This window comes from Bacillus massiliigorillae (assembly GCF_000380245.2).
GTDB classification, from domain to species: domain Bacteria; phylum Bacillota; class Bacilli; order Bacillales; family DSM-1321; genus Bacillus_AD; species Bacillus_AD massiliigorillae.
Genome location: NZ_HG428743.1, coordinates 64,561 through 89,715 on the forward strand (window position 1 = coordinate 64,561; position 25,155 = coordinate 89,715).

Annotated in this window: 29 protein-coding genes; 7 read left to right on the top strand and 22 right to left on the bottom strand. The window is 38.4% G+C overall.

All coding sequences use genetic code 11. The features are described from left to right. Window positions 1–357: 357 nt before the first annotated feature. From TX86_RS27065 to TX86_RS18945, 3 genes are all read right to left on the bottom strand, one after another. Window positions 358–504: a hypothetical protein gene (locus TX86_RS27065; protein WP_195892928.1), complete on the bottom strand. Its 147-nt coding sequence runs from the start codon at window positions 502–504 to the stop codon at window positions 358–360. A gap of 105 nt (window positions 505–609) precedes the next feature. After that, entirely contained in the window at window positions 610–798 is a 189-nt protein-coding gene (locus tag TX86_RS18940) for a hypothetical protein (protein WP_042351327.1), read from the bottom strand. Between the two features lie 164 nt (window positions 799–962). Continuing rightward, entirely contained in the window at window positions 963–1,160 is a 198-nt protein-coding gene (locus tag TX86_RS18945) for a hypothetical protein (protein WP_042351329.1), read from the bottom strand. Between the two features lie 254 nt (window positions 1,161–1,414). Between TX86_RS18945 and TX86_RS26800 the strand changes: the two genes are divergently transcribed. Then, a complete protein-coding gene (locus TX86_RS26800) occupies window positions 1,415–1,579 on the top strand; it encodes a hypothetical protein (RefSeq protein WP_154663172.1) in 165 nt (54 codons plus the stop codon). Window positions 1,580–1,698: 119 nt separating this feature from the next. Here the strand turns inward: TX86_RS26800 and TX86_RS18950 are convergent, their stop codons facing one another. After that, a complete protein-coding gene (locus tag TX86_RS18950; protein ID WP_042351330.1) occupies window positions 1,699–2,058 on the bottom strand; it encodes a hypothetical protein in 360 nt (119 codons plus the stop codon). A 322-nt stretch (window positions 2,059–2,380) separates the two neighbouring features. Here TX86_RS18950 and TX86_RS18955 point away from each other — a divergent pair, with 322 nt between their 5' ends. Then, entirely contained in the window at window positions 2,381–2,974 is a 594-nt protein-coding gene (locus TX86_RS18955) for a hypothetical protein (protein WP_154663173.1), read from the top strand. Window positions 2,975–3,027: 53 nt separating this feature from the next. Here TX86_RS18955 and TX86_RS18960 read toward each other — a convergent pair whose 3' ends face one another. Further along, window positions 3,028–4,002: a glycerophosphodiester phosphodiesterase family protein gene (locus TX86_RS18960; RefSeq protein WP_042351333.1), complete on the bottom strand. Its 975-nt coding sequence runs from the start codon at window positions 4,000–4,002 to the stop codon at window positions 3,028–3,030. 220 nt (window positions 4,003–4,222) lie between these two features. On the opposite strand from TX86_RS18960, the gene TX86_RS18965 reads away from it, so the two are divergent. The 3 genes from TX86_RS18965 to TX86_RS18975 are packed head-to-tail and all read left to right on the top strand — an operon-like array spanning window position 4,223 to window position 7,949. After that, the gene (locus tag TX86_RS18965; RefSeq protein WP_042351334.1) at window positions 4,223–5,728 is read left to right on the top strand and encodes a spore germination protein; all 1,506 of its coding nucleotides are present in this window, start codon (window positions 4,223–4,225) and stop codon (window positions 5,726–5,728) included. Further along, window positions 5,728–6,834: a GerAB/ArcD/ProY family transporter gene (locus TX86_RS18970; RefSeq protein ID WP_042351335.1), complete on the top strand. Its 1,107-nt coding sequence runs from the start codon at window positions 5,728–5,730 to the stop codon at window positions 6,832–6,834. The genes TX86_RS18965 and TX86_RS18970 overlap by 1 nt, the downstream gene beginning before the upstream one ends. Continuing rightward, window positions 6,831–7,949, top strand: coding sequence for a Ger(x)C family spore germination protein (locus TX86_RS18975; RefSeq protein WP_042351337.1), 1,119 nt, complete (start codon window positions 6,831–6,833; stop codon window positions 7,947–7,949). The genes TX86_RS18970 and TX86_RS18975 overlap by 4 nt, the downstream gene beginning before the upstream one ends. A 73-nt stretch (window positions 7,950–8,022) precedes the next feature. Here TX86_RS18975 and TX86_RS18980 read toward each other — a convergent pair whose 3' ends face one another. After that, a complete protein-coding gene (locus TX86_RS18980) occupies window positions 8,023–8,898 on the bottom strand; it encodes an EamA family transporter (protein ID WP_081707760.1) in 876 nt (291 codons plus the stop codon). 303 nt (window positions 8,899–9,201) lie between these two features. Between TX86_RS18980 and TX86_RS18985 the strand changes: the two genes are divergently transcribed. Then, the gene (locus TX86_RS18985; RefSeq protein ID WP_042351339.1) at window positions 9,202–9,696 is read left to right on the top strand and encodes a DinB family protein; all 495 of its coding nucleotides are present in this window, start codon (window positions 9,202–9,204) and stop codon (window positions 9,694–9,696) included. Between the two features lie 119 nt (window positions 9,697–9,815). On the opposite strand, the gene TX86_RS18990 is transcribed toward TX86_RS18985, so the two are convergent. From TX86_RS18990 to TX86_RS19010, 7 genes are all read right to left on the bottom strand, one after another. Next, window positions 9,816–10,349, bottom strand: coding sequence for an NADPH-dependent FMN reductase (locus TX86_RS18990; RefSeq protein ID WP_042351340.1), 534 nt, complete (start codon window positions 10,347–10,349; stop codon window positions 9,816–9,818). A gap of 48 nt (window positions 10,350–10,397) precedes the next feature. Continuing rightward, the gene (locus TX86_RS18995; RefSeq protein WP_042351341.1) at window positions 10,398–10,646 is read right to left on the bottom strand and encodes a ferredoxin; all 249 of its coding nucleotides are present in this window, start codon (window positions 10,644–10,646) and stop codon (window positions 10,398–10,400) included. Between the two features lie 30 nt (window positions 10,647–10,676). Continuing rightward, the gene (locus TX86_RS26395) at window positions 10,677–10,844 is read right to left on the bottom strand and encodes an aspartyl-phosphate phosphatase Spo0E family protein (protein ID WP_230203683.1); all 168 of its coding nucleotides are present in this window, start codon (window positions 10,842–10,844) and stop codon (window positions 10,677–10,679) included. A 26-nt stretch (window positions 10,845–10,870) separates the two neighbouring features. Then, window positions 10,871–11,578 carry a riboflavin kinase gene (locus tag TX86_RS25905; RefSeq protein WP_052343752.1) on the bottom strand — a complete coding sequence of 236 codons (708 nt, stop codon included), beginning with the start codon at window positions 11,576–11,578 and terminating at the stop codon, window positions 10,871–10,873. A gap of 331 nt (window positions 11,579–11,909) precedes the next feature. Then, entirely contained in the window at window positions 11,910–12,053 is a 144-nt protein-coding gene (locus TX86_RS26805; protein WP_154663174.1) for a hypothetical protein, read from the bottom strand. 697 nt (window positions 12,054–12,750) lie between these two features. Continuing rightward, on the bottom strand, window positions 12,751–13,731 hold the full coding sequence (locus TX86_RS19005) for an NADPH:quinone oxidoreductase family protein (protein ID WP_042351343.1): 981 nt from the start codon (window positions 13,729–13,731) through the stop codon (window positions 12,751–12,753). Window positions 13,732–13,810: 79 nt separating this feature from the next. Then, window positions 13,811–15,211 (bottom strand): acetyl-CoA carboxylase biotin carboxylase subunit, encoded by a 1,401-nt coding sequence (locus TX86_RS19010; protein ID WP_081707763.1) that lies wholly within the window; start codon window positions 15,209–15,211, stop codon window positions 13,811–13,813. Window positions 15,212–15,360: 149 nt separating this feature from the next. Between TX86_RS19010 and TX86_RS19015 the strand changes: the two genes are divergently transcribed. Continuing rightward, entirely contained in the window at window positions 15,361–16,278 is a 918-nt protein-coding gene (locus tag TX86_RS19015; RefSeq protein ID WP_042351344.1) for a LysR family transcriptional regulator, read from the top strand. An 89-nt stretch (window positions 16,279–16,367) separates the two neighbouring features. Here the strand turns inward: TX86_RS19015 and TX86_RS19020 are convergent, their stop codons facing one another. The 9 genes from TX86_RS19020 to TX86_RS19055 all read right to left on the bottom strand — a co-directional run bounded on the left by TX86_RS19020 (window position 16,368) and on the right by TX86_RS19055 (window position 24,994). Then, window positions 16,368–17,174 (bottom strand): alpha/beta fold hydrolase, encoded by an 807-nt coding sequence (locus tag TX86_RS19020; RefSeq protein WP_042351345.1) that lies wholly within the window; start codon window positions 17,172–17,174, stop codon window positions 16,368–16,370. A 78-nt stretch (window positions 17,175–17,252) separates the two neighbouring features. After that, window positions 17,253–18,029 carry a 3-oxoadipate enol-lactonase gene (gene pcaD / locus TX86_RS19025; RefSeq protein WP_042351346.1) on the bottom strand — a complete coding sequence of 259 codons (777 nt, stop codon included), beginning with the start codon at window positions 18,027–18,029 and terminating at the stop codon, window positions 17,253–17,255. A gap of 30 nt (window positions 18,030–18,059) precedes the next feature. Continuing rightward, on the bottom strand, window positions 18,060–18,821 hold the full coding sequence (locus tag TX86_RS19030; protein WP_042351348.1) for an SDR family NAD(P)-dependent oxidoreductase: 762 nt from the start codon (window positions 18,819–18,821) through the stop codon (window positions 18,060–18,062). Window positions 18,822–18,833: 12 nt separating this feature from the next. After that, on the bottom strand, window positions 18,834–19,574 hold the full coding sequence (locus TX86_RS19035; protein ID WP_042351349.1) for an SDR family NAD(P)-dependent oxidoreductase: 741 nt from the start codon (window positions 19,572–19,574) through the stop codon (window positions 18,834–18,836). 135 nt (window positions 19,575–19,709) lie between these two features. Next, on the bottom strand, window positions 19,710–20,996 hold the full coding sequence (locus TX86_RS19040) for a cytochrome P450 (RefSeq protein WP_154663175.1): 1,287 nt from the start codon (window positions 20,994–20,996) through the stop codon (window positions 19,710–19,712). A 158-nt stretch (window positions 20,997–21,154) separates the two neighbouring features. Further along, entirely contained in the window at window positions 21,155–22,408 is a 1,254-nt protein-coding gene (locus TX86_RS19045; protein ID WP_042351350.1) for an MFS transporter, read from the bottom strand. Window positions 22,409–22,645: 237 nt separating this feature from the next. Continuing rightward, window positions 22,646–22,768, bottom strand: coding sequence for an ATP-binding cassette domain-containing protein (locus TX86_RS27635; RefSeq protein WP_081707764.1), 123 nt, complete (start codon window positions 22,766–22,768; stop codon window positions 22,646–22,648). A gap of 154 nt (window positions 22,769–22,922) precedes the next feature. Beyond that, a complete protein-coding gene (locus tag TX86_RS19050; RefSeq protein ID WP_042351351.1) occupies window positions 22,923–23,729 on the bottom strand; it encodes an alpha/beta fold hydrolase in 807 nt (268 codons plus the stop codon). 32 nt (window positions 23,730–23,761) lie between these two features. Continuing rightward, window positions 23,762–24,994 (bottom strand): LLM class flavin-dependent oxidoreductase, encoded by a 1,233-nt coding sequence (locus tag TX86_RS19055; RefSeq protein WP_230203684.1) that lies wholly within the window; start codon window positions 24,992–24,994, stop codon window positions 23,762–23,764. Window positions 24,995–25,155 lie beyond the last annotated feature (161 nt).

Sequence of the window (25,155 nt, forward strand, 5' to 3'; positions counted from 1 at the left end):
AAAAGGCTTTTTTATATAGAGGTGATCGTATTGAATGCCAGCGAAAACAAAGTTAGAGAAAGGATAAGGAGCATCTTTGTACTTATTAGTGGAGGATTGTTTGTCTTCTCCATCTTCTCTATCTTATTTTCCATCGATGAACGCATAAAGGACATCGTTTTTTCTCTAGGATTTCTGATTGTAATAATCGTAAGTTTATATTATTTCATAAAAACAAAACGACATAGAAAACAAAGTATTCATCATAACCAATAGTACGGGGATACTTTCACCGTGCTATTGGTCAACGCTCTTGTATCCCAATTATTCTTCTACTAATTTTTTCTTACTAAAAAAAGAAGCTGTCAGCACAGCTCCTTAATAAATCCATTTAAAGACGAATACAATAAGCAACATCGGAATGCCAACAAGCAACATTCCCGCAAACAAGTATGTAAAGCTTGTTAAAATGAACTTCAAAAAGTCATAGATGGCACCAGCCAAATCATCGATAAACCTTAACATTTTCTCTACTCCTATATGTATTATTGACCTCTCATAGCTCCTTGGCACTTACGGAAAATGATACAATTCAGCCATTCATACCTTGCAAAGCTTCATCGGCAACCTTCAAATATATTTAGCACTAATTACGAAGTAGATAATGAAAGAAACCGCAATGAAGCTAGCGAAGAACAGTGCCTTTTGACCATTTGTCCAACCTTTCATCCAGCCCCATCTTTTTCGGTCTTTATCAAACAGAATAACATCAGCCATTACGACTAACATGATGATAAGTAATGTGGCGAATAAACCCACAAGAAAACCTCCTAATTACACCATTTTTTCCTTTTTTTATTATATCATATCGTAAAAATCACTGATTTATCCCCTTTATTGGCATAAGAAAAAGCAAGTAGACCTTCACTTGCTTTTTCTTTTACTCTATTTCACGATCTTATTTGATATTTATCCTTACATCTTCACTGCTTTTCACTTAGGACATATAAGCATTGACCAACAATACTTCCAAAAATAACGATGATCATCCACGTATTTCTGTCAAAACGGGTGAAGTATGTCTGCGCATTGATTCTGTCTATACAAATCATCATAATTCTAAGCTCTAATAAAAGGACAAAGAGTACAGTTATACTAGCCATCAAAGTTACACTAGACATATTCACCCCTCCATTGTTTGAATTATTCCTATTATTATGTTTAATTCCCATTCATGCCTTTTCAAAACGTTTCATGGAAGTGAACGACATTCATATTGTTAGTTTAGATATCAATTTGAATCATCAAAGAATTTTTAGTACACAAGCACATTTTCTTAAATCTTTAGGTATAAACCTATGCCTCACCATGATACGAGCATACCTTATAGTATATTACTGAAAGGTTGTGTTGTTTATGTCATGTAGAGGTGAATGTGAATCATCAAGCCGTGAAAGATGTCACGAATCATCAAGCTGTCACAAAAGACGTCGTCGATGTCGTTGTGAATCATCGAGTTTTGATAGATGTTGCCGACGCCGTTGCCATTGCCGCAGAAGATGTCACTGTAACTTCTTTTGCCCATTCTTCTTTTAGGTAGCATATAACCCTTTTCTCTGCTTGATCTTCATGATACAGCCATTTCTATGGCTGTTTTTCTATTTACATATCTGACATAACAAAAAGAAGCTGTCATCACAGCTCCTTCACTTTCACTATCTAACGCTCTCCTTCTTTTCTCAACAATAAACAGAGATTCTTCAATGTATGTATCCTAGCAGTAAATACAAATAAATCATCATAGTTCCTTTTGACATATTCCTCAATGACATCTAAACCCTTATGAAAATCATTCACTAATAATAGAGTATACTTTTCATTCCAACAAAATCGATTAATACGCTTTAATTCATCTGCTGTGACTTTAAACCGAAATTCCTCCATAAAAAGCCTAATTTGAAACACTTTATCACTACTCATGACCAAGTTCTTTTTGTTCATCTGGTTTTTATAAACTAATTCCATAAAGCCTTTTATATTATCAGCTACTAGATTGGCTATTTTCATTTTATGATCCATCACTTCATCTCCTCAAACCACGCCACTTCTATTAGAAGTCTATGATTTGAAGAGCTATTTTAATACAAAACTACTCTGAACAACTTTATGTCTTATCAATTGTATTGCGTCATATGATTGCCACATTTTTAGCACTTACTATACAAATCTTATTGATAAACTATACTTCTTATTCTATAAGTTAAATTTATTAAACTATTACAAAGAGTGATAACCCTAAATGAAAATAAAATTAATCTACATCCTTTTTAGCTCACTTTTAATCATTACACTCTTAGCATTATGGCTTCCTTTCTATCAAACACAACAAAAAGTCACGCTGTTGACAGATTTATCATCGTCTATTATTGAAGAAAATTATCCAAAGAGCGTCATTAATAATCCAAAAGTTACGATTAATCGTAACACCATTCATGTACAATTTGATTTACATAATAGCTTCGAACAAATGGAACCACTCAATCAGTTTACTACCTTCGAACTCTTTAACAAACATTTGCGCTTTTTGCTACTCACTAAAGAAAGCGAACATGAATTATATGGATATAATGTTACCCTATCGGCAAGTTCCAACAACCATACATTCGAATATGTTTGCAAACTACCGAATAAATACTGGATTCATGGTAATGAGAGCTACCTATCAATGAATGAAAATGTCATCTATACATCTTCCGAATTTAAAAAGGTAAAAGAGGTCGTAATCGACATGTTCCCAGTCAAAAAAATCAATGGGTATAACGATTATGAAATTTTCGAGTACAGTAGACGATTTTTTACGGCTATGACTAAGGGCGGAAAGTATTATAACCCAAAGACTGATAATTCTTTAATTGTAGATGCCGTTATGGATAAATTTAGAATTACAGCAGCAGACTTTTCTTCTGTTTACCAAAAATATTTTCTTCTATACTAAATAACCCCCGTTTATAGAGGGTTATTTAGTAGTATTTATAAATTCCTCCGAAATCATTTCGTAATCCTATCAACTCGATTTGTCCAAATATACCCCTGATATCCTTCGGGGATTTTATCTAGGCTTTCCTTTGTATCAAACCCTTCTGACCATTTCCCATTGCCCTCTACAATTACGACTCTCGTATTAACTGATGCCATTCTATCAACAAACTTATTCGGCCATCCCCATAGGTATTTTGCATAATTTAAGGGTAAATGTAGCTCCATATTATGCAATTCTTTTGGAATATATCCCGTCCAGCCTACTAATTCATATTTTAGTAGTGCGTTTTTCATCATAGTTTTCGTTAATAGTTTCAACTCTGGATGCTTCGATCGTAAATATTCAAACCCTTCACTATCTCCATCTCCATAGACGGTTATGTGATTTAACTGAGACGTAGACATTTTGCTTAAATATGTATCCCACAATACTTTTGTCGTTTCAAGGTCTCCATCTTTATCATGAATTAAAAATTCTTTAGTAGGAAAAGCTGCAAACACTTCGTCTAAGCTTGGCATCATACCAATGCCTTTACCGCGAAATGGATAACTTGCTCCCTTATCAGATGTATATCGGTAGCCAACATCTAACTTCTTTAATTCTTCCATCGTATAATCTTTGACTTCACCTTTCCCATCCGTTCTATATTCTAAAGTGAAATCATGAAAAACAGCGAGTTGATTGTCCTTCGTTAACTTAATATCTAATTCAACGATATCCGCCCCCTTATCAAATGCAGCCTTCATAGAAGGAATCGTATTTTCTAAATAAGGATGTTCTGGCGGATAAATCATTTCAGCTGTATTTGTATCATTCTCAACCTTTGATATATCAAAGGTTTGAGCCAATCCTCTATGTGCTAGAATCCTATAATTCGTATCTTTTGATGAAAAAAGACTACTATTATTCAGCCAAACCCCACCAACGAATATGATTAATACCCCTAAAATGATATAAATCCTTCTCCCTTGTCTTTTTTTCATTTGTTTATTCCTTTCTTTTCTCATTCTTATATACATGTATGATTTCATTAATCCTATTAATAAGAATATTCTATCCTTTGAAACAACAACATGTAGTTGAAATAAAATCCAGATAATAATTATCCGCCAATTAATACTCGCCGTCTTTTTCTCATGCATACTTTTAGAAAAAAATTACAAAATATGTAGAGAAGTCAATATACAATTTAGGGTGTATGCTATGAATTTTTTTAAACGGAGCAAGAAGCCTCCCCAACAGAATAAAGACGAAAAACCTTCATCAGATATACATAATAACGACAGTCCATTGCTGTCTATTGAAGGAATTAAACAGCATGTAGAAAGTCATTTTCTCCATTCAGAGGATGTAAAAACAACATCATTTAAGTATCAAGAGAAAAAAGGCATGGTCTATTACTTTGAAACGATGATTGATAAAGAGAAGTTAGAACAACGGTTTTTAATCCCTATTATTAAAGAGGAACATCAGCCTGATTTAACCCAATCTACCTTTTCTTATTTGTCCACAACTACCTCCTTTACTGACATGACAACGAAAATGTTAAATGGATTCGCGATTATCTACATAGAAGGCGACCAACAGGTTTATGTGATGGATGTGGCTTTAAACAATGTCAGAAGCACAGATGAGCCACAAAGTGAGAAGGTTATTCGAGGGTCGCATCAAGGATTTGTCGAGAATTTGCCAACGAATCTGAATTTGCTTCGTAGTCGATATGAACAAGGCAATCTAGTGGTGAAGTATTTCTCTCATAAAGAAAAGCAAAATAAAATTGCGATTGTTTTTATGAATGATTTTGTGGATCAAAAGGTTGTTCGAGCTATTGAAGACCGCATCACAACGGTGTCTGAGAAAATGATATTTGGTTCAGGAACCATTGAAGAAATGATTGAAAACACATCGATGTCTCCTTTTCCACAAATGCTGAATACAGAAAGACCAGACCGTGTTATGTCTTACTTAATGGAAGGAAAAGTGGCGATTCTGCTTGATGGAACACCGACAGCATTGATTATGCCCATTACGTTTTTTTCTTTCTATCAATCTCCAGATGACTATAACAGTCGTGCATACATAGGTACCTTTCTACGAGTTCTACGATTAATTAGCTTTCTCATTGCGATTACGTTACCAGCTATTTATATTGCGGTAATCGGTTTTCATTTTGAAGTCATGCCCGAAGAGCTGGTTGTGACTGTGAAAGGATCTATTGACAATGTTCCTTATCCACCATTGATTGAGGCGATGCTGATGGAGCTTACAATCGAACTGATACGGGAAGCTGGGATTCGTTTACCTTCAGCTATTGGACCGACCATCAGTATTGTCGGAGGGCTTGTAATTGGCGATGCGATTGTGAAAGCAGGGTTGGTTTCGAACACTATGATTGTCATTGTAGCAACGACGGCCATTGCGTCCTATGTCGTACCGTCCAATGAAATGAGCTCCACCGTTCGTTTAACTCGGTTTCCGATGATGGTTGCGGCTGCGACGTTCGGCTTTGTTGGCATTGTCTTTGGATTAATGGCTTTACTGATTCATTTATGCAAACTTGAATCATTTGGAACGCCATACTTTACACCGATTGCCCCATTTCGTTGGAAAAGTATTAAAGACACCCTTATAAGGATGCCAATTTGGATGCTAAAAACGACACCTTCCGATCCAAAGGAACCCAAGAAAAAAAGGAGGGGCAATCAATAATGATAAAAGAAACGAATAAAATAACACCATTTCAGCTATTTTTTGTTTTAATACAAGCGCAAATTGGCATCGGTGTTATTTCGCTTCCTCACGATATTTTCATGGTTTCAAAATCAGATGCCTGGATATCCGTTTTGGTTGCTGGCTTTCTTATTGAAATTAATATTCTACTTATATGGTTGCTTTATCGGCGGTTTCCTTCGATGACAATTTTTGAAATGCTTCATTTAATCATTGGAAAGCCCGCAAGCTATGTACTAAAGGTCTTATATATCCTGTATTTCTTATCGACGCTCATTTTAGTGATTATGATGTTTGGCAGGATGGTAAACATCTGGATTTTACCCCGGACGCCTGTATGGGTGCTCAGTTTACTTTTAATTGTCATCTGCATTTATTGCGTGAAAGAAAATATTAAAGTGATGGCTCGATTCAATGTTGTTGTATCCATTTGTTTAGTCGTTTTATTTGTGTTAATTGCCTTCGTCATTAAAGAAACCGACTTTCGATATATACTACCTGTAGCCTCTCAAAGCTTTCCATCTATTCTAAAAGGGGCTCAGAAAGCAACATCAGCTAGTTTGGGCTATGAATTACTTCTCGTCCTGTTTCCTCTTTGTATGGGAAAACAATCAACTAAATTGAAAGTCGCGCTTCTTGCAAATGGCTTTGCGACGTTCTTCTACACGTATTTAACGATTGTCAGTATTACGTACTTTGGCCCTGCTGTTATGAAGCTGATACCTGAGCCGATTTTATATATTATGAAATTCCACTCGTTTCAAATCATTGAAAGAACAGACTTGCTGTTCTTTTCGATATGGATTGTTTCAGTGGCAACTTCATTTATGGTGTATTTGTATTGCTGTACGAATGGCGTGGTCTACTTATTAAAGAAAGTGAAGCATGGGTCCTTAGCTATCGCCATCGGATTGCTTGTATATATACTTTTTCTGTTTTTTCCACCAACAGAAGAAGCCATCAAACTATTTGGTAAATATCATTCCTTAGCCAGCTACTTCTTTATTTTTATCATTCCTTTATTGCTTCTTTTCGTCGCAATCGTCCGTGGGAAAAAAGAGACGTCGGGAGCTGCTAATTCATGAAAAGAAACATGAAAGTACTGATTGTTATCACCTGCTGTTTTATCTTAAGTGGCTGTTGGGATCAGAATCCATTAAAGGATGTAAAGCTTGTCATGTCTGTTGGGATTGATATTACTCCAGAAGGCAAAATCCAAAATACAGTAAGCATTCCTCTTATCATGTCAGGTGAAGGAGCGACACAGGTTACAGGGAGTCAGATTATCTCAGCTATAAATGATACACACAGAGCCGCCAGAAATGAAATCGATACAAAAATATCGGAACAATTCGATGCCTCTAAGCTCAAAATCATGCTGCTAGGCGAAAAATATGCGAAACAAGATATTTATCCTGGGCTTGATATGTTCTATCGCGACCCAAAAAGCTCCGTTATCGCAAACGTACTTGTCGTCAAGGGGAAGGCACATGACCTTTTGAACGTGAAGGACGAAGAAAGCAAAAGCAAAAGTGAGTATTTGAGTGATTTAATAAAAAGTATGCAAGCTTCAACAATCATACCGAAACAAACACGACCATTAATTACGGATTTATTAGATCCCGGAACAGACTTGGTGCTGCCTCTCATTGAAGAGGAAACAAACACGGCTAAAATAAAAGGTATCGCTTTATTTAATGGCTCCAAATATACAGGTCATGATTTATCACTTCAGGAGTCTACTTTGTTTTTATTAATGAAGGACGAAAAAAGCAAGAAAGCATGGCTAAAGCTAAAAATAGATCAAAATAGAAAACCTAAAATGGAGAATTACGTTATCATCAATGTTTTGAAAGTAAAAAGAAAGATGTCTGTACAAGCAGTAAACCCTGAACAAATCTCTGCCAAGCTGGATTATAATTTTAAAATAGAAATCTTGGAATATCCCGGAGGCGGAATAGCAAGTCAAAAACAAATTGATGCGTTAAATCAAAAAGTCTCGCAACTCCTTACGGAAAAGGCAAACGAGCTCATTAAAAAATTACAAAAATCTAAGGCGGATAGCCTTTCCATTGGCCGAGATATTATCGCTTTCTATCCTACTACTTGGGATAAAATCGATTGGAAACAAATCTATCCAAACATTCCAATTGAAGTAAAAGTACAGACAGAAATTCTAAAACAAGGCATTATACAATGATAACTCTTAGAAGCAAACAGTAAAGCCCCCTTGATTGTAATACAATCAAGAGGGCTACACATTAGCTAATTACTCAACCAACCTTAATCAACACAATCCCCAACACAATCACACATATCGATAAAATCTTGATAATATTTACTTTTTCCTTTAACCAAATCACACCGATTACCGTGACAAAAATAATACTCATTTCTCGAACTGCTGACACATACGCAACAGCCGTACTCTGCATGCTATATACAACGAGAGCATTCACACCAAACACTAAAAACCCACCAAGAAGCGTAGCCACTGGATGACGTTTAAATAAAGTGACATACGATTGATATGTAATACCAGGCACTAGCTTACGATCAATGAGTAGCTTTCCTATAAATATCCCGATATAAACCACATACTTAAACAAAATCGGAAACATCAGGCTTGCTCCCATTGAATCAAACACGCTATAGGCAGCTGTAAAAGCCCCTGTCGCAATAGCCCACATCGTTCCTTGATTCATAAACACAGACCGCATATCTGCCTTCGTAAACTTCGTTAAATTAATAAACAAAATACCTAATGCAATGCAACACACACCTATTAAACCCGTTAAAGTAATTAACTGCCTTGTGATAATAAAACTAAATACAACAGATAAGACAGGTGACATCCCTCTAGATACCGGATATACCGACAACAACGATGCTTCTTTATACGCTTTGGCGAGCGTAATAAAATAACCTATTTCACATACCATACTCCCTAACGCCCAACCTATTGCTTCCTTTGGAAAAGACGAAACGAACATGTAATAACACGCTAACGGAAAATAAAGAATAAGCGAAGTTAAAACAATTAACGTGAAGAAAAGATCTCGTTCCTCAATCCTCCTTGAAATCGTATTCCAAATCGCATGCCCTATAGCAGACAAAGTCAAAAGCATTAAGATTGGATAAGACATCATAACTACCCCTTCCCATACGAAACCGCACTCTAATATATAATGAAAACATTATGACTATACCAATAAGTATACAAAATACCTCCACCTACATTTAAGAAAAATTAGAATATTTTGCATTTTTATTGACAAACCCACTATATTAACGTTAAATTTCCATTATAAAGATATCTCGTTCACTATTTATAAAACCTTTGTTTTTAGCAAAAGTGATCATCTTTTATGCTGAAAATCAGTGATGTAGCCCCAGCTCTCATATTTTCAATAGCCATAAAGCTTAAAACAAATAAGGAGGAGTCATGTATTATGACATTAACAAAGTTAAAAGAAGATACAGCAAAAGTCGAATCAGTCATCAATCAAATGGTTCAAATTATAGAAACAACTGATGAATCGCTATTATATAAAAAGCCTTCTGCAGAAGAATGGTCAGTCATGCAAATTGCTTCCCACGTGATTGAAGCAGTAGAGTTCTGGGTAGCCGATTTAAATGCCCTATTAATCGTTCCTGGTGCAAAATGGGGACGTAATCACGAACATGTTAGACGTTTAGCTGCTGTTGAAGAAAACTATGTAACTTCAATTTCAAAAGAACAAGCTATTGTTCAACTTCAAGCGCTTATTCCTTTAACAGAACAAGCATTACAAAAAGTCCAAGAAGAAGACTTAGTAAAAACAGCGCCAAGCTACAACCCCAATTTCGATGGCAAACCTCTATCTTTCTTAATTAATCATTTGATTATTCTTCATATAGAAGGTCACTTAGGTCAGATGGAACGTCATTTAGCTAAAGTTCAATAAAAAAACAGATTTACAACGTTTAACCCCATATTAAAAAGCCCAATTTCTCAATAATAAAATCGAGAAATTGGGCTTTTTTTCGTTACTCCAGAACAATGTCCGATATTTGTATAATATATCTACGTTGTAGTCATCTTTTGCATCATAACAACTTCCTTCGACAAACGAGCTATTTCCTTCAATATATCGTTGTTTACAAGTTTATTATCTTGAAAGTGATTATTATGAACAAATACATAATTAGGAGCTACAAAGGATTTAAAATAACCTGCAATTGGTTTAAGCTGATTTTCAATCATGAGATAATGTTGGTGATTCCCTCCAACTGCTACAAAACCGATCACCTTATGATTCATCACTTCAACGGGAAGCAAATCGAAAAGATTCTTTAGTGTTCCTGGCATTGTGCCATGAAAAATCGGTGTACCAATAATATAAGAATCAGCACTTGATACGATATCAATGACTTTCTTAGTGTCACCCATATACGTTTTTGGGTCACGACCATCACAAAATTGGACATCATATTCCTTAAGATCTACTAATTCAACTTCAATATTCGAATCAAGTTCCTTAATCGCTTCTAATACCTTTTCAACCGCAATTTTTGTTTTTGATCCTACTATTGTTCCACTGATACCTAAAATCTTCATATAAACACTTCCTTTGTATGTATTAATTGTTATAGACAATACATATGTTTATTCATATTTACATGGGTCACCATCAAAGGATTCTTCGGCTAGCTTAATAGATTCAGTTGGACACCCATCAACCGCCTCTAGCACTTCCTTTATGTATTCATCGGGAATGCTTGCTGTGCCTTCATTATCGTCTAAGATGACAAATGCAATACCATCTTCATCATAAGCAAAAATATCAGGGGCTGATGCCCCACAAGCTCCACATGCAATGCATGTTTCTTTATTGATAATCGTATAATTGGACAATTTTTCTTCCCTCCATCACTAATACCAACTTCATTTATTTAAAAATATTCTTTGTAAAACAATGATTTCTCGATCTAAATCTTGGCTAATTCTTACTACTTCCTTATCCTTTAAACCCTTTTGTGAAGCAACATAAATCATCTCTGATCTTAATTTTCTAATTCTCCTTGATAAGTGAAGTAATTTTGCTAACATCATGGGTACCATACTCCTCTCAAGACCTTCTATACACGTATATAATTCAAGAATTCATCAAACATAGTGGACAATCCATTTTTTCCGATTTTCATTCGACCATTTGATTTAATCTCCTTGGAATGATGCATATAATCGAGAAAATGAATGATTATATTCCGTCGCTCCAAGATATCTACACTCCCATTATGATAAAACCAAGAGTCAATAACGTTATATACTCCGCGATTGACGCCAAACTTTTCTTTACAAAACTGCACGAAAGAAAAATCAGGCAAATGAGAGATTTCGTCTTGATTGGGAATGTCTTTCCATTCTTGAGAAAGAACAGATGGAGGAGATTTCTTCATTCCCGACAAAGCGAATCTGTTTTGGACAAGTTCAACATCCTGATAGATTTGCTGAATCAATTCATCCTTACCCGAAAAAGAAATCTCTTTCCTTACAAAGAAGTGAAGATCGACTGTTAGTCGTTCATGATAAATGTCTTGATTAAAATCAAACAGGTGAACTTCATAACTAATCTGGTTATAATCATGAAAAGTCGGTCTTATGCCAATATTCATGATGCCGTAATATTGCTTTGCCGACAAAGTAACCGATACGCCATACACGCCATGTTTAAGTTCGGGAATCGGAGAGATCAAAGATAGATTGGCAGTCGGAAATCCAATCGTTCTTCCAAGTTGCTTGCCTTCTATCACTACTCCTTCAACCGTACAAAGGACCGAATTCATATGTTTCCTCCTCATATATTAGTAGTAAGAGCTCCTTCTAGAAGAATTTCCGAGATTCAAAACCTCTAAAACTCACTCTAGACTCTTTCGTTTTTTTTATTCATAAGACTTTGAAATTGTATTTGATGGACTAAATTCTTCACTGGATTCGATAATGACAGGCTTGCTAAATATAATTTTCATTTTTTATAGGAGGTGATGATTTCTTCAGTTTGTTCAACACTGAATAGTTTAAAGCGTTTTCATTTTAAGTTGATTGGCTATATTACCACTTTTTTCACTTCTTCTCTTCTGCAAAACTATTAGCCAATAATGTGAGGGATTACATTTATTATGAATATCTTTTAGATAGAGCATCAATTCTTTGGCAAACATCTATATATTTTTCCGTGTACGACAATGAGGCGTGGAACCCTTCATCAAAGTCTGAAGGTAATGCGCGATATGGCATGAAGCGAAAGGGACTAAACTTCATAATGATTTCCTCCTGAATTTACTAGTTTTAATGATCAGCTAGTTTCTTGTATGTTACAACTCAACTACGAAGCTGCCTATTCCCTTAAAGTTGGGGGTTGAATGAATATCCATTTATTCCTTCAACGCTATCTTTCCCTTGAGAATTTCTTAACAACACCGCAACAGGCGCTACCTTTACCATTGACTCAATACTTCTAAAAAGTTATTTTTTTCCTATTTGTATATTATATAAACATATAAATAATTTCGATGTAAAATACAAATTTACAATATCAATATAAGCATGAGTTATGATTGTTCTTAATAAGAAAAGCGCAAGCGCCCATTTTGCGACGTATAGATTGGAGCACTTCGACTGAGATAAACGAAAAACCGAAATGTGGAGAACGCCCGTTTATCGGCGACAAGCATAAGGCAAGCTGGCTAGAAGGTCGCTTTTAACCTTCTGGACTGATTGACTTATGACCTCGAGCCGATGGCGTTCGGAACTAGACAACACGAAGAGGCGGTAGACGATTCGATGTTGACTTATCGTAGGGAGATGGGCGAAATCTACTAGTCGCTGGGCGCTGAAGCTAGACAGCGATGTAGGTTCGAAATTATATACTTTCATCTTTTTAAAAAAAGGAGCCGTGTGCGGCCTTTGGCACATAGCTCCTTTTAAAGTATAAAAGTTCGTGCGGTATCTACCTTACTTACGGTTTAACTACGAGCTTACCCCAAGTTTTGCGGCTTCCTAGAAGCTCTAAAGCTTGTGGCACTTCTTCAAATGGCACAAGTTTGTAAATGAGAGGACGCACTTCGCCACTTTCATATAGTGCTTGTAGGTTCTGATGAATCTCTCTAACCTGTTCAGGGAATTTGTCTCGGAATAATCCCCAGTGTACCCCAACGACAGAGTAATTCTTAACCATTACATGGTTAGTCGGTGCATCTGCAATGCGTCCCCCAGCAAAACCAATAACTAGTATTCGACCGTCAAATGCAATGCACTTTTTGGAGCGATCAAAAGTATCACCACCAACTGGGTCAACAATCACATCTGCTCCACGTCCTCCTGTTTCTTCTTTGACGATTTTGATGAAATCTTCTGTAAGATAATCGATGACCACATCAGCGCCTAAATCCTTACAAATTTGTCTCTTCTCTGGTCCGCCTGCAGTTGCAATAACACGTGCCCCTGCTGCCTTTCCTAGTTGAATCGCTGCAGATCCTACGCCGCCAGATCCTGCATGCACTAGCAATACTTCACCAGGTTTGATATTTGCTCGTTTGTGGAGTGCATAATAAGAAGTCTGATACGTGATAAACATGGCTGCCGCCTCTTCAAAAGACATCGATTCAGATATCGGAAAAACGGATTCTTCTGAAACAGTTACCCATTCAGAAAGACCTCCAGCAGGCATTTGAGGTCTTGCGAATACTCGTTGCCCAACATCATATGCACTTCCTTCACCAACTGCCTTTACAATTCCGGAAACCTCAGCACCTGGTGTAAACGGTAATGGTGGCTTTGTTTGATACTTTCCTTGACACAGCAGTATATCGAAGAAGTTTAATGACATTGCCTTAACTTCTACCAATACCTGCCCCTTCTCCAAACTAGGTCTAGGAACCTCTTTAATTTGCAATGCATCACTTGGATTTCCAAGTTCAGTTACTACCCAACTACGCATTTAATTACCTCCTTTTTATAAATAAGCATTTATGAAGTTTTAACGTAAAAAACAAATTCACTATATAAGCATCAGTACCTTAATTAGACAATATTGTGGAGACAAGACCCGTGTGTACATCGCCAGCCTTAAACTGTTCTGAGACCAGTGCATCGAGCAGAAACGGAATATTTGTTTTTATTCCAGAGACCTCAAATCCCTTTAGTGCATCTATTAAAATTCCAATTGTTTTTTCTCGGTTTTCCGCATGGGCAATCACTTTAGCAATCATTGGATCGTAGAAAGGCGTTACTGTCAGTCCTTCTGCGTATCCTGTTTCTACACGAATGCCTTTTCCAGTAGGTGTACGGAATATGTCGAGTTTACCTGGAGATGGAAAGAATCGCTTCGGATCTTCCGCATACACCCTTACTTCGATGGCATGTCCATTGCGCTCGATTGGATTTGGAATAATATCACTTAATCGTTCACCCGCAGCAGAACGGATTTGTGCTTTAACAAGATCGACTCCTGTCATTTCTTCCGTGACGGCATGCTCAACCTGTAGACGAGTATTCATTTCTAGAAAACTATAGGAACCGTCACTTCCTCTAAGCATTTCTACTGTTCCAATATTGTCATAGCCAATGTCTTGCAGCACTTTCGTGATTTGTTGCGCTAACCCATCTATTTCTTTTCGATTGATAGCAGGTGCAGGTGCTTCCTCAATGATTTTCTGATGACGTCGTTGTACGGAGCAATCTCTTTCAAACAAGTGCTGTACTCCTCCATGCTGGTCGCCAAGAATTTGAAATTCGATATGACGTGGCTGAACCATATACTTTTCTAAGTAAACTTGATCATTTGAAAACGAACGAAATGCCAAGGAACGTGCTCTTTCCACAACTTTAACCAATTCTTCAGGATTATGTGCTGGAAGCATGCCAATTCCGCCGCCTCCGCCAGCTGGTTTAACCAACACTGGGAATCCAATACGATGTCCTTGAGCAATAATTTCTTCTGGATTATTACTAAGAATGCCTGAACCTAGCCCAATAGGCATACCGTATTTGGCCATCAACTCACGTGCCTGACTCTTGTGGGACATCGCGTCAATCCAACGGGATGCTGGTCCGATGAAACGAACGCCGGCATTTTCTACACGTGCAGCAAATTCCGTGTTCTCAGACAAAAATCCATAACCAGGATGAACGCCATCTGCTCCTGTGTCTTTAATCACTTTTAATAGAATTTCCTGGTTCAGATAACTAGCTTGAGCCTGTGCTCCTCCAATTAGATACGCCTCATCAGCTTCTGCAAGATACGGCGCCCCCGCATCAGCTTCAGAGTATACGGCAACAGAACGGATGTTAAGCATGCGGAGCGCGCGAATCACACGTCTTGCCACATCCCCTCTGTTTGCCACTACTACCTTATGAAATTGATGTGTCTTCCTCGTCGTGCGCTCCCCCTTATCGATCCGTTGTGTTTCTAGATTCATTTAGCAACACCTCTTTTTAAGTTTGGTTGAACGGGAATAATCATTTGAATATTTTGAATATTATAACTTTATTTATACTTATAAAGAGAAATAATGTAAAATAGTAATATTGAATATTAATATAACTACTACTTATAAGGTGGGATAACATGCGTATTGAACAGCTAATCTACTTAATCGAAATCGCGAAAAATGGATCTATTTCAGCAGCAGCAGAACAGCTTCACATTTCACAGCCTGGCATCAGTCAAGCTATTGATAGTCTGGAAGAAGAAATGAATACGAAATTATTTCAGCGTTCCAAAAAGTTCGGTACGCGTCCGACGGAAGATGGAAAAAAAGCTATCAAAATCGCAAAAGAGATTTTAGGTAAATTTGATGAATTGAAAGAAGTTTCTACTGTTGAATCCGACCAATTAACCGGAACACTTTCTATTTCTGTTATTCCAAGCGTATGTATGAGTGTCTTACCTAAAACATTGGCCGTGTTTAAGAACATGTTTCCCTTAGTCAAAATCGATCTTTCTGTACAAGGTTCCTTACAGATTGAGAACGATGTACTAAATGGGAAAATCGATATGGGGATTATCTCCAATGGAAACTACGAGCAAAATGAGGATTATTTAGGGAAGTTAACCTTTGAAAAATTGCACGACTTTAATACTTTTGCATGTGTAGGCCAACAATCACCTTTATCACGTAACGATTCCATTTCCCCCGAAGAAATACTAAACTATCCAATCGTTATTCCCAACTCTGATTTTAAAATGTATCATAAAATAACAAAATTACTAAAAAAGTACGGTGAACCCAACATTCTTTTCACAACAGGCAACACAGAAGTCTCCAAACGAATTATCGCCGAAGGATTAGGAATTGGATTTTACACAGATTTGGAACTAAAAAACGACCCCTATGTACTTACTGGTAAAATCATTCCCATGCGTATCTCTGGAGAGGAAACTCCCTCGACATTTGGCTGGATTAAGTTAAAAGATCAGTACCTCTCAACAACTAGTAGAGAATTCATCAAAGTTTTGAAATCAGCTATTTTTGTAGATTTCTAATGGATATCACCCAACTAGAAAAAAGATGACTTCGGTTGCGTTTTGAAGTCATCTTTCTTCGGCCTCCATAATGAGGGAAACATCTACTTTTAGGAGTTTAATAGGAAATCAAGAGCTAATTCATTAAACTCCTCTGCTTGCTCAATATGAGCACAGTGAGAGCTATTTTTAAATACGCGAACTTTAGCGTGTGGTATGCTACTCTGTAATTTCTGTGCATAGTCCGGAAGCTTTAATGTATCGTTTTCTCCTCCACAAATAAGAACAGGAACCTTAATCTTCCCATAATCGGGAATATGACGCGCCTTTTCCTTTGCAGCAGGCGATTTCAAGCGAGCTGCAGTAGCAGCTTCCCAAACGCCAGGAATCAAACTTGTCTCGTATCTTTTCTCTAAATACTCTCCAGACTTCCACTTATCTTCATAGAAAAGGAGATTTAAGATTCTTTCCATATATTCCTTACTGCAATCATAGTTATTCATAACTTCGAAAACGTCAGTGTTGATAGGACCTCCCCCACTAATCGTAATCAGCTTTTTGATTGGCAAAATTGGTTCATCTTGTGAAGCTGCCGTTAAAAGCATACCTCCCCCCACTGAATTTCCAATAAAGGAGGCTTCTTGTATGCACATCACTCGCATGAATTCTCGGATATGTTTAAATCGAAGGCCTTGTGCATCATCAAAACTGAACAATTTATCTGTGTGTCCAAATCCAACCATGTCTAAAGCATACACATGGAAATGTTTACTCAATGCTTCGATATTGTACTCCCAACTGTTTTCCGCACTTGCTCCATATTCTCCACTATGCAGCAGCATTAATGGTTCTCCTTGCCCAGCCTCTAAATAGTGGGTGCGTATATCCCCCACCATGACATATTTACTTTGAAACATAGTATCCCTCCTAATTGATTCATTTTGTAAAATGGTTAAGACAAGTCTTGTATGTAACTTACCGATTCAAAAATCAAATCATCGCATGAATTTTACGATTTCGGCTGTGAATGGTTCGGCAGCCTCAATGTTCGACAAATGAGCAGCAACCAACTCTAGATAGCTAGAACCGGGAATCTGTTCAGCCAAAATTTGCACACCACTCGGAGGCATGGATACATCTTCACTACCCGCAATCACCAATGACGGAACAGATATACGGCAAAGAATTTCTCTTTGATCCATGTCCCGAATGGCTGCACAGCAAGCTGCGTAACCCTCTGGTGACGTTGCCAATACCATGCTTCTTAGCTTCTCTAATTCATTTGGTGCCTTGTCATGAAAAGATGCACTAAAGCAGGTCTTTAAACTACCACCGACAACAGCGTCCATCCCACCATCGAGAACGGTTGCAATGCGCGAATCATAAGCTTCAGGAGACCCTTTATAGGCCGCCGTGTTACAAAGAGCAACTTTCATCAGGCGCTCAGGAACATGACCAGCTAGCCATATCCCAATCATGCCACCTATCGAAATGCCACAAAAATGTGCTCGCTCAATTTCCAAACCATCTAACAAGCCTACTACATCCAATGCCAACTGCTCTATCGTATAAGGCCCAGGTGCTGCCTCCGACGCACCATGCCCCCGCATATCATAGCGCAACACCCGAAAATGTTTTGTGAATTCTGGCATCTGCAAATCCCACATGGAAAGATCAGTTCCTAACGAATGGGAAAGAACCAAGACAGGTAAATCCTCCGCACCGTCAAAACGATAATGCAATTTATGTCCGTTTACATTTATAAAATTCATACCTCATCACCTTAAATCGTATAGTATTAGTTACGCTCGCAATCCACCATCAATCTTATATTCAGAACCTGTTATAAAAGAAGCTTTATCAGATGACAAGAATAAAACAAGCTCTGCAATTTCTTCAGGCGTGGCATACCGTTTCAAGGGAATACGCTGTTCAGAGTTCTCCCTTGCCTTCTCCGTACTTTCCGGCGAACGAAATGCTTCAATTACATTCACCATCGGTGTATAGACAGCAGATGGACAAATAACGTTAACTCGGACCCCAAAACCTGCTGATTCCAAGGCAGCTGTTTTTGTAAGTCCGATGATTCCATGCTTCGTAGCCGAGTACGCACCTAGCCCAATACCGCCATGCATTCCTAGACCAGACGACGTATTCACGATGCTTCCTGATTTTTGTTCTTGCATGACCTTCAACACGTGTTTTAAACCATAAAAAACACCCTTTAAATTTACGTTAACAACCTTATCAAAATCTTCAGTAGTCATTTCCGTCATTCTTGCCAGCTTGCCTACCGTACCAGCATTATTAAAGAATATATCAATCTTGCCGTACTTTGCTTTTGTCGCCTTAACATAGTTCATCACTTGATTTTCGTCTGTAACATCAGCCCCAATTGCCAAGTAATCTACTAATTCTAGTTCCGATGCAACAGCCTCCAAGGCAGATTGATTTAAATCTATCAATGCTAGTTTTGCCCCTTGTTTGGCAAACAGCCGTGCCGTTTCTTTCCCAATTCCTCCACAAGCTCCTGTAATGACGACTACTTTACCCTGAAAGTCCATATCAATTCCTCCTTATTTAAATACGGCGTAACCATCATCCAGCATAACTGTACTTCCATTAATAACATTTGCTCCATTCTGACAAAGCAGATAAACAGCATCTGCAATAGCCTCTGGGTGTATAAGCTCATTTCGCATATGCTTACCAGTAGCCCGATCTTTCGGACGTTTACTAATAGGTGTATCGACGAATCCTGGCGCTATCCCTACAACACGAATGCCGTATGATGCCAGCTCAATCGCAGCACATTGGGTCATCATTTTCACAGCAGCCTTGGATGTATGGTAACCAATAATTCCTTGATTAGAGGCAAGAAAACCAAATGTAGAACCGTTATTCACAATAACTCCTTGAATGCCAAGTTCTTTCATTTTGCGGGCTGCTGCTAAAATGCCATAGTAGACACCATACTGATTTACTTTTATGACACGATCATACATCTCTGGATCATGCTCAAGCAGTGGTGCTCTTCCACCTGTTCCAGCGTTGTTAAACATAATATCGATACTTCCGTATGTCTCCACCGCAAAATCAACTGCTTTTTCTACATCTTGTACGTTTGTTACATCGGTTTTGATATACGCAGCTTCTCCACCTGCTTTTTTTATCAAGTGAACTGTTTCCACTCCGCCAACTTCATTAAGATCAGCAACGACTACTCTCGCTCCTTCATAAGCAAATTTACATGCTGTCGCTCGACCAATCCCACTGGCTGCCCCTGTAATGACAATTACCTTATCGTTTATATTCATACTTGGTAACCTTCTCTCATAAACTCGTATCCAGTCTACCTATTTTGGATTGATAGGAGAAATTATATTTTTTCATTAATCAGAAAATTATATATGTCCTTTTGTCAATTAGGGTCATTTTCTATGGCCTTACACTTACCATTTAACCCAAAGTTCTTTTGGTCCACGTGCAAACATATTCACAACGATAGGTTTTACTTCATCCTCAGCCTTCTGAAGATCTGGCAGACGTTTAGCAAATTCTTCGAGTATCACTCGAACCTCAAGGCGTGCAAGTGGAGCACCAAGACAGAAATGTTTTCCAAAGCCAAATCCTAAGTGGTTCTTCGAATTTTTTCGTTGAATATCAAACTTTTCTGGGTCTTCAAACATGTCTTCATCACGGCCTGATGATGCCATTACTAGCATGATATTTCCACCTTCAGGAATCTCTACACCACCGATATTCACTGCTTTAAGCGCACGTCGTCTCCAGTAGAAAACAGGAGGATCATAGCGCATAACTTCCTCTATCACATTCGGGATGATGCTTTTATCAGCACAAATCTTATCCCAGGCATCTCTTTCGGTAAGCAAAGCACGAAGAGTGTTGCCTGCTAGATTAGTCGTCGTTTCATGGCCAGCGAACAGAAGACCGTATAGGATTCCCGCAATTTCTTCCAAGGATAATATGTTCTCATCATCATTTCGATAACGAAGCAAATCTCCTAGGAAATTATCTGGTGTAACCTCGCTTTCTGCGACCTCTTTTACCATGTTTTTAGATAATCTCCAAAAATCCACTGACGCATGAGCTTCTTTTTGTTGCTCTTCTTCTGTGAGATCACCGAATTTCAAATACATACGCTTCTCAGAAAGTAGCTTAATCTCAGAGATATATTTTTTCGGAAAACCTAGGAATTCGAAGAGAACCTCTGCTGGAAATTCAAAGAACATGTCTGCTACTAAATCGGCTTTTTCCTTGTCAATAAAACGATCAATGTATTTATTAACAAGAGCCCGCACCTTCGACTCCATTTCATTTACACGCTTTGGAACAAACGCAAAGTTAATCGGTCTACGAATTTTTTTATGTTCAGGGTCATCATTGGTGACTGTATTTTTCGGGTTAACCTCGCCATCCTTAAGGATTTGGAGAGCCTTTGGAGATAACGAAACAAGGGCTTCCTTGAGAATCTTCGATGAAAACGTCGCCGGATCAGCCAGAATCTTTTTAATGTCAGCATAGCGTGTTACAACCCAGTAGTTTAGCTCAGGATGATAAAATACAGGTTCGTTCTGTCGAATATTTTCCCAATAAGGAAATGGATCTGCCCAATAGTCTTGGTCGAAAGGTTTAAATTCACTTCCCGTACCATGAAACGGACATTTACCAGTAGTTGCAGCATTATTTTCAATCATCATACATTTTTCCTCCCTCAATAAAGTGAATTAGAGCTATTGGCAGTAACCAAATGAGGGAGACCCTGGATGCCCAAATCTAATGGCCGTATTCGGGTCTCACCTCACTTTTTCATACACGATTCGGAGCAATCTTCCCTTTTAACTAGGGGATATCATTAAAAATAACATACCTGTGTTTAGCCTGTCGGCAATTCTTCACTGTGAGTTATCGTCTTTCTAATATGCGTATCTGGCTTACAGAATAAAGAGAAAACCAAACCGAAGACGACTAATAGCGAGCCCATAAATAGGATTGAATAGTTAAATCCAAGTGCTTCATTCGTACCGGCAAATTGCACAATGAATCCAGTCACGATGGGTCCAACAATCCCTGCAAATTGGGCGCAACCCGTCCCCACACCGAGGATTAACCCTTTTCTTTCAGGCAGCAAGCTCGTCGCAATTGGCACCCACAGGATAAACACGGCATGTATCATCGCTTTAGCAAAAATCATGGCGATAAGGATATAGATAGGATTGTTAATAAAAGTAATCGAGTATAACAGGATACCTGACACAACGGCACCGATACCGGCAACCATAACTCGCGCTTTGCGCAAGCTGCGGTGTTTCTGGAATAAACGATCAGAATACCAAGCAATTACTAACGTTAATATAGAATACGAAATACCTAAGACGGATGAAAAATACCCCATCTCAGTTGGCGTTAAATGGACTGCTTTCACCAAAAAGGCCGGTAAAAAGGATTGTGTCCACACCAAAACCCAATAGGTTGAAAAAAGAACAAGACAAACCATGACAAAAGGACGTGATAGTAGGATAGGATAGGTTTCTGACCATTTTAACTTTGGCAATTCCGTCTTCTCAGCCTTCTCGGAAGCTGGCTTATCCTTCCCTAACCATATCCACAAGATAACCCAAACTATACTAATTACACTTAAAACGCCAAATGTATGTCTCCAACCCAATTGTTGAATACCAAGAACAAGCAAAGGAGCCATTACTAAACTTCCTACTGCACCGCCGGCATTGACGAGAGAAACAGCAAAACTAAGACGTTCTGGCGGAAACCACTTGCTTACATGATTGTTCGAAGTGGGAGAATACGGACCTTCGAAAGCACCTAACGCCACTCTCATTAAAATTAACGTGTATAACCCTGTAATAAGAAATGCGCCGGATTGAATGAACGACCAAGCAATTAACATGATTGTCAACAACAATTTAGTTCCAATCCGGTCAGCTAATGCTGATCCGAATATTCCTGAAACCATAAAGAGCCAGAAAAAACTACTGCTTACCAATCCCCATTGTGCGTAGCTTAGATTAAACTCTTCCATAATTGGAACTGCTGCATATCCCGCAACCATTTTGTCAGCAAAGTTTATAACCATACCCATAAACAAAAATGCAACTATACCCCAGCGCATAAACAATTCACTCCTCGACAATTAGAATCTATCTTCACAACACGCTGTTGCTTCTCAATGGTTGCGCTTTCATTCCTTTGGCAGTTTCCCTATTCATTTGTTAGGATCTATTGTCCAGAAATCAGTCATGAAAGAATGATTATTCTGCATGTTCCGGACATACTAAGGCTTTCTTTGTGATTTTGCGTTATATACAAAAAATAATTTCATTTGTTCGTTGAAAGTTCTTTTCGTTCGTCACGCATTTGAATTCGCAATTTCGTAGTCTACATTACTAAGGGGCTCATCGAGTAATAACAGTTGAGGTTTTCGCACCAGGCTTCGAGTAAGGGCAATCCTTTGTTGTTGCCCTCCACTCACTTCCCTGGGTCGGTGTTATTATAAAATAAACGATAGGAAAACTAGGTAATTAGTAATAACTAATCTAACTGTGCCCACCATGGTTGACTCACGGAACACGCTTTTACCTTGTTGTTTTCCCGTTCATATTTTAATAGATTGCGAGAGTTAAAGCTTATCGATGTACGACGCTGCTCGTTTTCAGGAAGTCTCGAATGAATGTGATAACTTCCTCAGTCTGTTCAACATCAACTAGATGTGAAGCGTTTTCAATAACTTTCAACTCAGAGTTGGCAATACGGCTACGGAATTCTTCCCCATATACGACTGGGATTAATCCGTCTTGTTTGCCCCAAATCAATAGCGTTTGTGCCTTAATACGGTGGATTCGTGACTTTAACCCTTTATCAGGGATAGGCCATAAAAACTTGGCTGCTGCTACTTGATTTGAGATTCGCTGAATCATCAGCTCTGTTCTCTCATCGATGTCTTCTGGAACATAACGCATCATTTGTGCGGCTGGTGAATCTTGATTCAATACGACAAGTCTAATAAGTTCCTCTGGCAGCATCGCAAACATATCTGGAATTGGATGTTCTTCCATAAACAATCCTGTCGGAGCGATAGCCACTAATTGCTTCACTCGACTTTGATCGGTCGCTGCTAGTTCTGCCGCAATCATACCGCCCAACGAATGACCAATGACATGGGCCGATTCAAGTCCAAGTTCATCAAATAAATCGTAATAGCAAAGAATCAAATCCCATAAATCCCGGATTGTCTCAAGCCCTGTCGATGCCCCTGTTCCAGGTAAGTGAGGGGCGTACACTTGATAATGATTGGACAGTTCATCTAGAAACTGATTCCACTTTAACCCTTCAATATTATGCAAAAACACAACAGGTTCTCCCTGCCCTGCAATTTCCACTTCAAAAGAAACATTTTCATTTACTTTAACAATTTTGCTAATCGGCTGTGCCATGTTTTCACCCTCCTCATCCATTAAAATGTCCACTACGGCTGTGTAATCGGTTCTTGTACTTCTTCTTTCCTAAACCCTTTTGGCCAATAATGTGATGGATCCCATTCACTGTGAATATCTTGTAAATGTGGCATTACTTCTTCAGCAAACAGCTGCATATTTTTCCGTGTTAGCCAATGAGGCATAGAACCTGCGTGCATCAAGCTGACAACGTTTCCAACACGAACAGTCTTTAAAACTTCCTTCAAGCGATCGCGAACTGTAGCCGGTGATCCTGCTATGATAAAACCTTCATCAATTAAATCCTGCCAAGTCATCGAACCGTCTTTCAGCATATCGCCCGGTCTTTTCTTCGATCCGTCAAACTGGGAACGAAGCCCTGCTCGTAAACTTTTGACTGTGCGGTAACCAGGAGCTTCAGCAAATCGACGATCAGTGTGCATACATTTATTGAAGAAGTAACGGATATGTTCCTCATATTCAAGTTGAGCTCGCTCGTCAGTCTCAGAAACAAAAATGAATTGGCAAATTCCTGTTTTATACGGATTTCTGTCCCCACCTAACTCATCGTTACGCTCCCAGAACGGTCCTAACACCTTATTGGCATATTTATGTCCGAAGTAACTAAGGAAAGAGAATGAATATTGGTTTTCGATACAGAAATCATACGTTTCCACACTGCCGCCGCCAGGAACCCAAACAGGTGGGTGCGGAGCTTGCGCTGGTCTTGGCCATGGATTAACGTAACGCAATTGATTGTACTTTCCATTAAACATGAAGACCTCGTCACTCTTCCACGCCTTCATAATCAAGTCATGCGCTTCGTAGTATCTTTCTCGCAATTCTGCCGGATTAATTCCATACGCGTAATTTTGATCCATAGAGGTACCTACCGGGAATCCAGAGATTAGCTTTCCACCTGACAAAACATCTATCATGGCCATTTCTTCGGCTACTCGTGTAGGAGGATTGTATGAAGCCAAGCTGTTACCAAGTATGAGTAGGCTTGTTTTGTCGCTATTTCTTACTTTTCGAGATAAAATAGACGCCATCAAATTTGGGGATGGCATCATGCCATAGGCATTGCTGTGGTGTTCATTAACACCGATGCCATCAAAGCCCAAATCAACCGCATACTCTAATTCATCTAAATAATCATGATACATGCGGTGTCCCAACTCCGGATTAAAGAGTGTTTTGGGAGGTGTTACCCATACGCTCGGATACTTCTCTTCAAAGTCTGAAGGTAATGAGCGATACGGCATGAAATGAAAGGCAATAAACTTCATAATGGTTTCCTCCTGAATTTACAAATTTTACTATCAGTCAGTTTCCTGTATGTTACATCACACCTACGAAGCTGTCTATTCCTTAAAAGTTGGGGGTTTTGGCGAATGTCCATTCAGTTTAACTAAAACGGCATATC